The following is a 13326-nucleotide window of genomic DNA, read 5'->3' as shown; positions in this document are numbered from 1 at the left end:
TCCGGTATTACCTTAAAAAAGCAGCATGGAAAACGAGTCATCACGTATCGAAGCGCTCCTCCGTAAATACCGGTCGGATACGATTTCGGAAGCGGAGCGGGCAGAATTACTGGGACATGCGGAAAAGCATGAGACGCTGAAGGCGCTGCTGCGCGATATGCGCCATTCGTTCGGGGAAGCGACCCGTGGCAACGCCGCTCCCGGTGGCGCAGCCCCCCACGACGTGCTTGATGACACCCGGGCCACGCGCATGCGGGCCGACATCTGGCGGTGGGTTGCCCCCGAAAAGGCCATCCGCCGTATTCCTCGATGGCGCATCCCCGCGGCGGCCGCGCTGGTGTGCCTGTTGGGCGCTGCTTATTTCCTTCAGCGCAATGCTGCCGAACCGGTCGTTTGGCAGCAGGTTGCCACCACAGCTGGCGAACAGCAGCGCCTTGTGCTGCCCGATAGTTCCGTGGTTTACCTCAATGGCAGCTCCACCCTGTCCTACCCGCAAGAATTCGGCGGCACACAGCGCGTGGTACATTTAGCTGGCGAAGCTTTTTTTGATGTATCGCGCAACCCGCAGCAGCCGTTTTTCGTGGTAGGGAAAGATTTTACCACCAAAGTATTGGGCACCGCCTTCAACGTAGATACCGACTTGGCGCCCGGTATTGCGGTGGCTGAAGGAAAGGTCCAAGTGGTGCGTATACCACAAGCGATCGTACAGCAGACCTTGGATCGATCAGCATCCTGGCAAGCGAGGGTTGGTCTGCGCCAGCCGGCACGGGTAGACGACGCATGGGCCGCTGAAGGCCCACGCAACGAGGCATTCGTCACTGCAGATCAATATGTATCGGTAGATACCGTATCGGGTATACTGGAGATCGGACAGGGCAGCGCTCCCAACTGGCGGGCGGGTGAACTCGCTTTTTATAACACGCCTATCGGGCAGATCGCCAAACAGCTAACCCGTTATTACGGCGAAGAAATTGCGGTTGAGGAGACCATCAGCGGCTGTGAAGTTACCCTTCCAGCCATGAACAAACCCCTCGAACAAGTGTTGAGTACGTTGGCGCGCCTGCGGCAGGGCAGTGTAGTGAAAATACAAGAAACATGGCATCTCCGAGGGCGGGGGTGCTGATCGTAAACTTCGATAACTAACCAACCTGATGATGAAGAAGAAAAAAGCCCCCGAATAATGAGCCTCGGCCCAAAACAACAAAGTCGGCAAAACCATGTTTCACCGACTCCTTCACTGAATGGTAGGTGCAACGCCAAGCCTGAGAAACTTGTTGCAGCTACCTGAGTCAATACAAATTATTTACCCTATTCAGTTATGCAAATATGCAAAAAATTATATGTTTAAGTAGTTGTATATCATCTAAATTCATTATGCGGTTATCGGTGTTTGTTTGCGTGTCGGCCATGGCATTAGGCTTAGTGTTCGCTGCCAATCCCGGATATTCACAACACGAGCTTGAGAAACGGGCGCATGTTGCGTTCAACGGCCTGCCGCTCGCCAAGGCACTGGAGCAGCTGCAGCGGCAAACGGGTGTACCGTTGGCGTATCAGCCATCGGCATTGCCGTCGTCGCCCGAGGTTACCTACTCGGCCAATAAGAAGGTGAAAGTCATATTGGCCGATGTGCTTAGCCAATACAACCTCACCTATGAGGTGAAGGATGGCTTCGTTTTACTCAAGCCGCGGCCCAAGCATACCGAAGCGATGCCCGTTACCGCTGCCGCGCCCCAGCCCGCAGAGATTACCGGCACGGTGCAAGATACGGCGGGCAACTTCCTCACCGGCGTAACCGTCTATGTGGCGGGTAGCCCCCAGATCGGATCGGCTACCGACATCAATGGTCGCTTCGTGCTCGCCGCGCCGCCAAATGCCACCTTGGTATTCACCTACCTCGGCTACGTGGAACAGCGGATCACACCGGGCGCCCAGCGCACGCTCAACGTGGTGCTTCAGGCCGCCGAAGAGTCGAGCCTGGACGAAGTCGTGGTGGTGGGCTTTGGCCAGCAGAAGAAAATCAGTGTGGTGGGTTCGCAAGCCACCATCAAGCCGGAAGAACTGAAGCTCCCCGTGCGCAACCTGTCCAACTCCATCATTGGCCGCATCCCCGGCATCATCGCCGTGCAGCGCAAAGGCGAGCCCGGGTATGATGGCTCAGATATCTGGATACGCGGCATTGCCACGCTCGACGCCGGTCTGAGCCGGCCACTGATCCTTGTAGATGGCGTACCGCGCAGCTTCAGCAACATCGATCCCGAGGATATCGAGAGCTTCACGGTGCTCAAAGACGCCTCAGCCACGGCCGTATATGGCGTGCGTGGTGCCAATGGGGTCATCATCCTCACCACCAAAAAAGGGTCGCCCGGCAAGCCGCGCTTCAACGTGCGCTACAACGAGGGCATCACCCGGTTCGTGAAGCTTCCCGAGTTTGCCGATGGCCCCACCTTCATGGAGATGGTCAACGAAGCAAACATCAATATGGGGCAAACGCCAACCTACTCGCAAGAAAAAATACAGGAAACGCGCGACGGTGCCGACCCGTACCTGTCGCCCAACGTCGACTGGTTCGATGAGCTGTTCCGCGATTTTGGCCGCATGCGCTCCATCAACGCCAACATCGACGGCGGTTTCGACCGCGCCACCTACTACGTTGGCCTGGGCTACTACCAAGAGGAGGGGCAGTACCGCGACGTGGAGACCATCGACTATGACTTCCAGTCTAAAGCCAAGCGGTTCAACGTCACTACCAACCTGACCTTCAAGCCTACGGTCACCACCGATATCCAGCTGGGCATTCAGGGATACCTCATGGTGGGCAATTCGCCCGGCAGGGGTGAGGGCGCCATCTTCGGGGCCGCGTATGAGCGTACGCCCATATCATTCCCCGCGCGGTATCCCGACGGGCGCATTGGCGACCTCAGCACCAGTGGCCTCACCAGCCCCTATGCCCTCCTCACCCAAACCGGGTATTCCACTTATTGGGACAACAACGTGATGTCCAACCTGCGCATCACCCAGCAGCTGCCCTTCGTGCTCGACGGCCTGTCGTTTACGGCCATGGCTTCGTTCGATGCATCCAACTACAACAAACAGAACCGCACGAAAGCATCTGACACTTGGCATGCCGAGCGGCGCAACGCCGAGGGCGAGCTGGAATTCATCCAGAAATACACCGGATCACGCTTCCTGAGCTATAACAAAGAGGCGGCCGGATCGCGGCAGCTGTACGTCGAGTCCGCGCTGAACTACGTTAAAACCGTGGGTGACCACAACGTCACGGGCATGTTCCTCTTCAACCTCAGCGACCAGTCCAATTCGCAGGCGGACAACCTGGAGTCTTCCCTGCCTTACCGCAGCCTCGGCATCGCCGGCAGGGGTACCTATTCCTTCCGGAATAAATACCTCGGCGAGGTCAACTTCGGCTATAACGGGTCTGAGAACTTTGCGCCCGAAAAGCGGTATGGCTTTTTCCCGTCGGTGGGCCTGGGATGGGTAGTCTCTGAAGAGCCGTTCTTCGAAGGCGTCAAGCCGGTGATGAACTTTCTGAAATTCCGCGCCACCTGGGGTAAGGTGGGTAACAGCAATATCGGCGGCCGCCGCTTTGCCTACCTCAATACCGTATACGAGAATGTAGACGGTTACCAATTCGGCAAAGACCAGAGCTACGGGTATAACGGTAAGGCGCAGAATGAAATCGGTGTCAACGTGGGGTGGGAAACCTCCATCAAGTACAACCTCGGCATCGAAGCTTGGTTTTTCAACAGCATGCTGAATATCCAAGCCGACCTGTTCAAGGAGCACCGCGAAGACATCTTCCTGCGTCGGCAGGGCTTGCCCGGTTACCTTGGCGTACGCAACGCACCCTATGGCAATATCGGCAAAGTAGACAACCAAGGCATCGAAGGGCAGCTCACTTTCCAGAAGGCGTGGGGCGACGTCCGTCTGCAGGTATTGGGCAACTTCACCTTCAATCGCAACGAAGTGGTGGAGGACGACCGCCCCTGGCCATACGAATGGCAATACCGCAAAGGGCGCAAGGTCGGCCAGAACTTCGGCCGCATTGCCCTCGGTTACTTCAAGGATGAAGCCGAGATTGCCAATGCCCCCTTCCATACCGGCACCGTGCGGCCAGGCGACATCCGCTACAAAGACATCAACGGCGACGGGAAAATTGACAGCAACGACGAGGTGCCCATCGGTTACGGCGACATCCCCGAGATCGTCTATGGCGCCGGCTTCACGTTCGGCTACAAGGCCTTCACGCTATCGGCACTCTTCCAGGGCATCAGCAACGTGGATATCCTCGTCAACGGCGAAGGCGTCTTCCCGTTCCGGTTCAGCACCAACAACGGTAACCTGATGAGCAACATCGGCGACCGGTGGACCGAAGCGAACCCCAACCCGGATGCGTTTTACCCCCGCCTGAGCATCGGCGAGCTCAATGCCAACAACGTTACCAGCACGCACTGGCTGCAAAACGGCCGGTACCTCCGCTTGAAATCGCTGCAGTTTGCATACGACCTACCCAAAGCCTTTGTGGCCAAGGCGGGCCTGCGGGGCGCAAACATCTTCTTTTCGGGCATCAACCTGCTTACCCTGTCGGAGTTCAAACTCTGGGATGTCGAGTTGGGCAATGGCCGGGGGTCTACGTACCCCAATGTGGCGACGTATAGCTTCGGCGCAACCCTGAATTTTTAAGAACCATCAACGAAGAATAACGAATGAGACGCATATATCTTTTATTAACCCTCCTGTCGCTGTCGCTTCTGCAGGCGTGTAATAGCTTTTTCGATCAGATGCCCGACGACCAGCTGACGCTGGACCTGGTGTTTCAAAGCAAGCAATATTCCGAAGAGTTCCTGGCCCATGCCTACAGCTACGTGCGCGACGAAGCCGACCGCAAGGGTGGGGTGCCGTTCGATCCGCTATCGGACGATTTCGATGTGCCCTATAGCGAGTCGCCCGCCTATCCCTTGAATATCGGCAACTGGAACGCCGCTTCCGGCAATTACAATTTTTGGCACGACTATTACCGGGGCATCCGCCAAGCCACTTATTTCATCCTGCACATCGAGGAGAACCGCGAGCTGCAGGGCATGGCCGGTGGCCCCCAGCTAATCAAACAGTACAAAGCCGAAGCCCGTTTCCTGCGCGCGTTTTTTTATTTCAACCTGCTGCGGCAATATGGCCCCGTCATCATCATCGGCGATGAGATCATCGATAGCGACCTGGAGGGGAGCGACCCCAAGATGAACCTGCCCCGCATGCCGTACGACGCGTGCGTCGACTACATCGTCAGCGAACTAGACCTAGCCGCCGTAGACCTGCCGCTGCACTTCACGGCGCAGAGCGAACGCGACTACGGCCGCGCCACCAAAGTAGCCTGCATGGCCGTGAAAAGCCGCCTCCTGCTCTATGCCGCCAGTCCGCAGTTCAATGGCAATACCGAATACGTCGATGTGAACAATCCCGACGGTACGCCCCTGTTCAACACTCAATACGATGCCACCAAATGGGAGCGGGCGGCGAAGGCCGCTAAAGACCTGATCGACCTCGATATCCTGGGGCTGTATAAAGTGGCCGGCGACGACGGCAACATCGACCCCTACCGTTCCTACCGGGATATCTTCCTTACCCCTTGGAACAACGAAGTGCTCTTCGCCCGCAAGAACAGCGACCTCGGCTGGCCTTACGAGAAGCATACCGCCCCCCGCCCCATTGGCGGCTGGCCCAGCTACTCGATTACGCAGCAGCTGGTGGATGCCTACGAAACCGCATCCGGCAAGCGCATCGACGAACCCGGTACCGACTACGTCGAAAACGGCTTCTCACAAGCCGACGGTAAGTATACCGAAGCGGGCACCTACATGATGTACGTCAACCGGGAGCCCCGGTTTTATGTCACGGTGCTGTACAATGGATCCTACTACCCGTCGCGCGTCAACGGCGACCAGCGGATGGAGTTCTTCCGCACTGGGTCGTCGGGGCGCGACGGCGCGCGTGACTACCCCCACACGGGCTACATCGTGGGCAAAAATGTATCGCCCAACTCAGATGTGCGCAATTCGCAGTTCATCTCCCGGCCGTATATCCTCTATCGCTATGCGGAAGTGCTGCTGAGCTACGTTGAAGCGCTCAACGAATCGTCGCCGGGGCATCCCGATATCGCCACCTACCTCAACGCCATCCGCGAGCGGGCTGGCCTTCCGGGCGTGCCCGAGAGCCTGGGCCAATCCGAAATGCGTGAGCGTATCCGCCACGAGCGCCGCATTGAGCTGGCCATCGAAAACCTGCGCTGGTCGGACACCCGGCGGTGGAAAATCGCCGATCAGACCGATGGCGGCGAATTCTGGGGCATGAATACCGGCGCAGGCACGTCGCTGCATGACCCCGCTTATTACCAACGGACCGTCTTCGAACGGCGGGTGTTCCGCAAGGAATATTACCTGTTCCCCATCCCGCAGTCGGAAATGGACCGCAACAGCAATCTCGTACAAAACCCCGGTTGGTAACTTAATCAGACAATAGAAATGAACAACATCAAGAATATATCCATCGGCTTGGGCATGGCGTTACTGGCGCTGGCGTGCGGCAAAGACACGGGTTTCGAAAATCCCGACCGCTTTGCGCAGGTCTACATGACACAAGCTTACGATCTGCCCAATATCAAGAGCCTGGCCATCGAATCCGATGCTCAACCGCTCTATTTCGGTGCGTCCTTCGGCGGGGTCAACTACCCGTCGCAAGACATCCATTGCCGCTTTGAGATCGCCTCCGAACTGGTGGCAACCTACAACACAGCCAATTTCACGGCCTACGAGCTGCTGCCCGAGGCGAGCTATACGATGGAAGGCTTGGAAGCCGTACTTAAGAAGGGCGAGCTCAGCTCCGATGTGCTGCGCATCGATGTGCATACGGAGCATGAAAGCATCGATGCCCGTAAGCAGTACATGCTACCGGTGCGGCTGGCTGCGGCCGAAGGCGGCCAATACCCCGTCAACGAGCAACTCCGTGTCACCTACTTCGTGGTGCGCACGGCCTATACCGAGCTGTCCAAAACTTCGTGGGAGATCACCAGCTTCAGCTCCGAAGAAACCGTAGGCGAAGGCCCCGACAACGGCCACGCCAAACACGCCATCGATGGCAACCCGGACACCTTCTGGCATACCCAGTACCGCGATGTCAATCCGGCGCATCCCCACTACCTGGTCATCGACCTGGGGAGCACGCAAGCCGTGCACGGCTTACGGATATTCGGCCGCAGCAGCTGGGCACCGGGGCGCCCGTTGGATATCGAGATACTGGTGAGCGACGACGAGGTCAATTGGACAGCTGCCGGCGCGTACGCGTTGGATGGCGACGTGGCTGAAAATGAGGTGTCCTTCATCGACAACGGCCAGAAAACGATCGATGGGCGCTACGTCAAGATCGTGGTCAACCGATCGTTCACCGACTCCAACCACACGTGCATCGCCGAAGTGGAGGCCTTCTGATTAATGCATTCCGCCGGGTGGCCGCAGCCGCCCGGCTTACTTTCGATTTAACGCATGAGAATTATAGCCATTACGTTGCTTTACCTGGCTTCCGCCGGAACATGGTCGTGCACCAAATCCGGTGCGGGCGATAAAGACGGCCCTGGTCCCGTAGACCCTAAGCCGGACGAAAAACAGCTCGACCCCGCCGACTATCCCGGCCTCTTGTGGATCTATGACGCTGCCGATTGGAAACACGAATCCCATCACGGGCAGGCCGACTTCGCGTGGTCTAACGCCGCTGCCACGCCCGAGGGGCTCACCCTGCGGGTGCAATCGACCGATGAGGTCGTCACCCACACGTTACTCCCCCTCACGCTGGAACCCGATGCGATCTACCGGTTCTCGGCCGATGTCAAGGTCGAAAACGTCTCCGGCGCTCATGGCGCCACTATCACCATCGCCGATGAGTGGTTCATGACGTCGCAAGACCTGGTGGGCATTGCCGACTTCAGGTCTAGGTCAATGGTCTTCCAGACACCGGCAGACGGCCGCGTGGCATTATGCCTTAGCTTGGGCCTGAACGGCAACCGGTCGACCGGCACCGCCTATTTCAAGAACCTGAAACTCGAAAAGCAGGACTTCTACACCCTGTCGAGCAAGCACCTGCGCCTGCGCGTCCGGCCCGAAGATGCTGCCGTGGTCAGCGAGCAAGCACTCACCGACTGGATGGAGAAGCTCGACCGCGTGTATGGTGCCTATACCGACCTCATCGGCGAGGCGCCCTACGGCGGCGAACCCATTACCATTTTGGCGGTTGACCAATACCCCCGTTCGTGGGCATATGCCGGCAATCCCATCATCTGGCACCGCGTTCACGTGCCCGCCTCGCTGCGCAGCGTAGCCGAGCGCGGCGATTGGGAGTTCGGCATCATGCACGAGATCGCTCACGATTTCTGCGCCGGGGACGACCGCTATCCCGGCACCACCGCCTATTGGAACTGGAACGATGAGCTGTTTGCCAACTTCCGAATGTACTATGCCCTGGATCAGCTCAACGGCTCGTTCGTGAATGGCGACAAGCTGTACACCGGCACGGGAGCCAAAACCTATTACCGGTCGGACGGCGGCGATTCATACGAAAACGCATTCCTGCAAGGGCGCTTCACACACGACGCGCTTATGTATACGCTCATCCGGCTTCAGGAGCGGATCGGCTGGGAGCCCTTCAAGCAGACCTTCCGGTGGCTGCATACCCACGAACACGCGCTCAGTTCAGACTGGGAGAAGTTTGATTTCTTTTTAACTAAATTGCAAAGCTATACCGAGGTCGACGTACGGGGCACGTACCCGCCCGGCGAACTGGCATTCATCCAAACGCATATGAATTAAAACGATGGTGAAAATTCACATGAGCATGCTTGGGTTGGCGTTAGCCCTATCCGGCCCGCACATTTCCAATGCGAACAGCATCACCGCAAACCGGATTGACGTCACCGCATACGGCGCCTATCCAGACGATGGCCAAAACGATGCAACTGCGCTCCGAAAGGCGATGGCTGCTGCCCGGAGCCAGCCCGGCGCAACGGTCTACTTCCCGCCAGGTGTGTACCGGTTTAGTGATGATGAGGCACGTCGCATCGAGTACGAGGCTATCAGCGGCCAGTATGGCGAAGATGTGCAAGGTCGCTTATTCAAGCCCGATGCCCCTTACGTCATCGCTTTAGACCTCGCCGGTAGCCGGGGAGTGACCGTAGAAGCCGCGGGGGCGACCCTGGTGCTGGAAGGGTGGTATGAGGCTGTGTCCATCACCGATGCCGAAAACCTACGCATCAACGGGCTTACGCTTACCTATAAGCGGCCACCCCATACCGTCGGAGTTATCGGCGCGGTAACCGACAGCTATTTCGATATGCAGGTGGACACCGGCCGTTATGCGATGCTCGACAGCACCGTGACCGGCCGCATCCATTTCTACGATGTGTCGAAAGTACGCGTATACACCGGTGCCTGGCACGATAAAAAGGAGTGGCTCAACGATACTACCATCCGGGTATTCTCGGGGGCCAAGCCGCAGCCGGGCGACCTGTGCATTTTTAGGCATTCGGCGCACTACCGGGCGGGAATCCTCATCAAGGAATCGAAGAATATCACCCTCGCAGATGTGACCATCCACAGCCAGCCCGGTATGGGTGTGGTGGGCCACCGCAGCGAAGACATCTTCCTGCGCAACCTACAGGTCATCCCCGAACCGGGCGGTGTGGTGTCTACCAACACCGATGCCACGCACTTTACCAGTTGCAAAGGGCGTATCGTGCTTGATGCCTGCAAGTTTGGCGGGCAGGGCGATGACTGCACCAACATCCACAACTATTATTACACGCTGTACCCGGATGCCACACGCAACGGTTGGGTAGACATCGCGGTGGAGCAGGCGGATCTCCATGCACTGTCGCTGGATTTCCCCGATGTGGGCGATACGTTGTCGCTGGTGGATCGGGAATCGCTAAAGCCGGCAACCACGTATACGGTACGTGGCGTAGACACCAGCCGCGGGGAGTGGCGGGTGTCCGTGCAACTCGACCGGCCGTTTTCGGGCGACGCGGCCAGCCATTACCTCACTAACGAAACCCGCCGGCCGGCCGTCGAGATCACCAACAACACGGTGCGTAGCCATCTGGCGCGCGCTTACCTCATCAAAACCAACCGGGTACGTATCGCCGGCAATACCATCCAGCAGAGCAGCGGTACGGCCATCCAGCTTGGCGCCGAAAGCGGCTGGCGTGAAAGCGGTCCGGTGACCGACGTCGTCATCGAAAACAATTGGATCGTGGATTGTGGCTACGGCCACGGCAGGCAGACCGGCACGGCCGTGAATATCGACGTATCCGGGATCGACGGTCCACCACCACCGCTCAACAAAAACATTATCATCCGCAACAACACCATCCAAGCTACTGGAGGGCAAGCCATCTACGTGTCGGGCACGGATGGTGCTTCCGTGAGCTACAACGCCATCAGCGGCAGCGACCGCGCCGTGCTGGTGGAACACAGCGCCAACGTAACCGTACAAGGCAACGGCTCACTTCCGGTAATCATCAACGATAACAAACAGCAATGAAGAACCCAATCACTTATCTTTTTATTTTCTTATGGACCTGCTGCATGCCCGGGGGGCTTACCGCGCAGCAGCGTTGGCAAATCGATACCGACGGCGGTATTCGCTGGGACGTGGATGGCCGCGTTCCGCATTACGACCACATCGAAATGAGCGGCCAGTACCTGTCGGCCGTGTTGCGCTATGGCGTCAATGCCGACGGGTCATTCAGCCTGGAGCGTTCGCTCGTGTGGCCTATGCTGCGCACCATCCCCAACAATACCCACGCCAGCCTCATGCGGCGGTTTGGCATCGACTACGTGTCGCAGCTGCAGGTGAATGGCCGGTCGCTCAACCGCGAGACCGTCAAATCCATGCGCCTCAACGGCCTGCTTTCGGTGGTGAGCGAGCTGGGTATCGGCGATAACCCCTCCAGTACAGGCCCTGCCCTCGTGGAGCTTACCCGCACGTACTTCCCGGCGATGGACCAGCCCGTTTTCTGCGAACGCTACGCCATCAAGAATATCAGCGACCACACCATTGAGCTCGCCGTGCCCACGCAGCAGGCCGTGTACCATACCGATCCTGCCAAGGGCGTATCCGGCAGCTATACGCTGCTTGCACAGCTCCATGCGCCGCCGGGCGAGGTGCAACATCTCAAACCCGGTGAGGTTTGCTACTTCGACGTGACTATCCAAGCTTATAGCGATAACCAAGTAGCCGTGGCCGTGGATGTTGCGGCGGCCGAGCAGACGCGCACCGCTTTTGTGGACCAACTATGGTCCAAGCTGGTGTTCCATTCGCCCAACGAGACGTTGAATACCGCGTTTGCCTTTGCCAAGATCCGGGCAGCGGAAAGTATTTTCAACACTAAAGGGGGATACATGCACGGGCCGGGAGGCGAGTCGTATTACGCCGCCATCTGGGCTAACGACCAAGCCGAGTACATTAATCCGTTTTTCCCGTTCCTACATTACAATATCGGCAACGCCTCGGCGTTGAACGCCTTCCGCCATTTCGCGCGGTTCATGAATCCCGAATTCAAACCCATCCCCAGTTCCATCATCGCTGAGGGCGACGACATCTGGGCCGGTGCGGGCGACCGCGGCGATGCGGCCATGATTGCGTATGGCGCGGCACGTTATGCACTGGCACGGGCAGACCGCGATGAGGCGGAGGAACTGTGGCCGCTGATTGAGTGGTGCCTGGAGTTCTCCCGGCGTAAAATCAACGACCAGGGGGTGGTGGCATCCGACAGCGATGAGCTGGAAGGCCGCTTCCCAGCGGGCGATGCGAACCTGTGCACTTCTTCGCTGTATTACGACGCCCTGGTGTCGGCCGCTTACCTGGCAGAAGAACTGCGGTTGCCGCGCCGGGTAGCCAACGGTTACCGCAGCGAGGCGAAACGTATGCGCGCGGCCATCGAACAGCACTTCGGTGCGACGGTAGAAGGCTTTGAAACCTACCGCTACTATGCCGGCAACGACGTGTTGCGGTCGTGGATCTGCATCCCGCTCACGGTAGGCATCTACAACCGCGCACCCGGCACCATCGATGCATTGCTTTCGCCCCGCCTATGGACGAACGACGGCCTGCTCACGCAGGCCGGCACGGAAACCTTCTGGGACCGGTCTACGCTCTATGCACTGCGGGGTATCTTCGCGGCCGGCGAAATCGAAAAAGCATCGGACTACCTGGCCCATTATTCGGCCACCCGACTGCTGGGCGAGCATGTACCGTATCCCATCGAGGCGTGGCCCGAGGGGAGCCAGCGCCACCTGTCGGCGGAGAGCGCGCTGTTTTGCCGCATCTTTACAGAGGGCATCTTCGGCATCCGGCCCACCGGTTTCCAGCGCTTTTCGATGACGCCCCGGTTGCCCGATGGATGGGGCCATATGGAACTGAACAATGTGGGCGCATTCGGCGGACAGCCGTTTGATATCCGCGTGGAGCGGGCAGCAGGTAAGCTTACCGTGGCGTTGCTGCGCGGCGGAACATCATTCAAAACGTACACCTTGCAGCCGGGAGAAACGATTCAGGTGATGCTGTAAACCATGGCTAGAAACACGATAAACACCTCATTCCTGTTGAGGTGTTTTTTTATGGCCTGCGTGGCCAGCGTCATGTGTTCTTTTACGGTGTAGTAAGAGATGCCCAACTGTGCGGCAGCGTCGCGGTAGGTTAGCCCATCCAGGCGGCACATCCTGAATATCCGCTGTCGCTGCGGGGGCAGTGCCTGTATGGCTTCTTCGAGCACGGCGTCGTACTCCCGGTGCTGTAAAATCGTATCTACCGCTTGCTCCGTCGGCTCAGGCGAAGCGGTAGCCACACCTGCTTTCGCCCGTTCACGTTTGGCGATGGTGTGGAGTTCGTTGAAGACTTCATTCCGCGTAATGCGGTAGAGGTAGCCCACAAAGGGCAACTTGGGGTTTATCCGGTGGCGGGTTTCCCAGATTTTCATGAATACCGTCTGCGTCACGTCTTCGGCCAGGTCTTTATCGCGGAGGTAATGGTAGGCAAAGGCGAAGAGCTTTTTCTGGAAAACATCGTATACCACCATGAAATCTTTTCGCGAGCCGGCGCTAAGGCCAATCAAGGTTTCTTCAGCAATGAGGTTTTCCGTTTGTATCATTTCATTGTAGTCCGGCAAGCCGGACCCAGGTCAATTGGGATACCCAAAGGTACTTGTTTTGAAGACAAAATCAAAGAAAAGATCAAAACAATGAAGAAGGGCGTTGTTTTGCAGAAACATTTCGT

General features: G+C 57.9%; 9 protein-coding genes. 7 read left to right on the top strand and 2 right to left on the bottom strand.

Annotated elements, in window-relative coordinates:
- Positions 1-25 precede the first annotated feature (25 nt).
- From VNQ80_RS09600 to VNQ80_RS09585, 4 genes are all read left to right on the top strand, one after another.
- Positions 26-1123, top strand: coding sequence for a FecR domain-containing protein (locus VNQ80_RS09600; RefSeq protein WP_325637889.1), 1098 nt, complete (start codon positions 26-28; stop codon positions 1121-1123).
- Between the two features lie 284 nt (positions 1124-1407).
- Positions 1408-4698 (top strand): TonB-dependent receptor, encoded by a 3291-nt coding sequence (locus VNQ80_RS09595; protein WP_325637887.1) that lies wholly within the window; start codon positions 1408-1410, stop codon positions 4696-4698.
- 23 nt (positions 4699-4721) lie between these two features.
- Positions 4722-6512 carry a RagB/SusD family nutrient uptake outer membrane protein gene (locus VNQ80_RS09590; protein WP_325637885.1) on the top strand — a complete coding sequence of 597 codons (1791 nt, stop codon included), beginning with the start codon at positions 4722-4724 and terminating at the stop codon, positions 6510-6512.
- A gap of 18 nt (positions 6513-6530) precedes the next feature.
- The gene (locus tag VNQ80_RS09585) at positions 6531-7493 is read left to right on the top strand and encodes a BT_3987 domain-containing protein (RefSeq protein ID WP_325637883.1); all 963 of its coding nucleotides are present in this window, start codon (positions 6531-6533) and stop codon (positions 7491-7493) included.
- Positions 7494-7835: 342 nt separating this feature from the next.
- Here VNQ80_RS09585 and VNQ80_RS09580 read toward each other — a convergent pair whose 3' ends face one another.
- Positions 7836-7961 (bottom strand): hypothetical protein, encoded by a 126-nt coding sequence (locus VNQ80_RS09580; RefSeq protein WP_325637881.1) that lies wholly within the window; start codon positions 7959-7961, stop codon positions 7836-7838.
- On the opposite strand from VNQ80_RS09580, the gene VNQ80_RS09575 reads away from it, so the two are divergent.
- The 3 genes from VNQ80_RS09575 to VNQ80_RS09565 are packed head-to-tail and all read left to right on the top strand — an operon-like array spanning position 7950 to position 12620.
- On the top strand, positions 7950-8864 hold the full coding sequence (locus VNQ80_RS09575; RefSeq protein ID WP_325637879.1) for a hypothetical protein: 915 nt from the start codon (positions 7950-7952) through the stop codon (positions 8862-8864). The genes VNQ80_RS09580 and VNQ80_RS09575 overlap by 12 nt on opposite strands.
- Positions 8865-8868: 4 nt before the next feature.
- The gene (locus tag VNQ80_RS09570) at positions 8869-10593 is read left to right on the top strand and encodes a right-handed parallel beta-helix repeat-containing protein (RefSeq protein WP_325637877.1); all 1725 of its coding nucleotides are present in this window, start codon (positions 8869-8871) and stop codon (positions 10591-10593) included.
- Positions 10590-12620 (top strand): hypothetical protein, encoded by a 2031-nt coding sequence (locus tag VNQ80_RS09565; RefSeq protein WP_325637875.1) that lies wholly within the window; start codon positions 10590-10592, stop codon positions 12618-12620. Before VNQ80_RS09570 ends, VNQ80_RS09565 begins: the two co-directional genes overlap by 4 nt.
- Here VNQ80_RS09565 and VNQ80_RS09560 read toward each other — a convergent pair.
- A complete protein-coding gene (locus VNQ80_RS09560) occupies positions 12605-13201 on the bottom strand; it encodes an RNA polymerase sigma-70 factor (RefSeq protein WP_325637873.1) in 597 nt (198 codons plus the stop codon). The genes VNQ80_RS09565 and VNQ80_RS09560 overlap by 16 nt on opposite strands.
- Positions 13202-13326: the final 125 nt, after the last annotated feature.

It is taken from the genome of Parapedobacter sp., from assembly GCF_035556095.1.
In the GTDB taxonomy this organism is placed as follows: domain Bacteria; phylum Bacteroidota; class Bacteroidia; order Sphingobacteriales; family Sphingobacteriaceae; genus Parapedobacter.
Note: the sequence above shows the minus strand (reverse complement) of the source record. Positions and strands in the feature narration are given on the sequence as shown.

Excerpts from the sequence above, each read along its gene's own strand:
- VNQ80_RS09600 (WP_325637889.1), top strand. The coding sequence starts at position 26 with ATGGAAAACGAGTCATCACGTATCGAAGCGCTCCTCCGTAAATACCGG.
- VNQ80_RS09595 (WP_325637887.1), top strand. The coding sequence starts at position 1,408 with ATGGCATTAGGCTTAGTGTTCGCTGCCAATCCCGGATATTCACAACAC.
- VNQ80_RS09590 (WP_325637885.1), top strand. The coding sequence starts at position 4,722 with ATGAGACGCATATATCTTTTATTAACCCTCCTGTCGCTGTCGCTTCTG.
- VNQ80_RS09585 (WP_325637883.1), top strand. The coding sequence starts at position 6,531 with ATGAACAACATCAAGAATATATCCATCGGCTTGGGCATGGCGTTACTG.
- VNQ80_RS09575 (WP_325637879.1), top strand. The coding sequence starts at position 7,950 with ATGACGTCGCAAGACCTGGTGGGCATTGCCGACTTCAGGTCTAGGTCA.
- VNQ80_RS09570 (WP_325637877.1), top strand. The coding sequence starts at position 8,869 with ATGGTGAAAATTCACATGAGCATGCTTGGGTTGGCGTTAGCCCTATCC.
- VNQ80_RS09565 (WP_325637875.1), top strand. The coding sequence starts at position 10,590 with ATGAAGAACCCAATCACTTATCTTTTTATTTTCTTATGGACCTGCTGC.
- VNQ80_RS09560 (WP_325637873.1), bottom strand. The coding sequence starts at position 13,201 with ATGATACAAACGGAAAACCTCATTGCTGAAGAAACCTTGATTGGCCTT.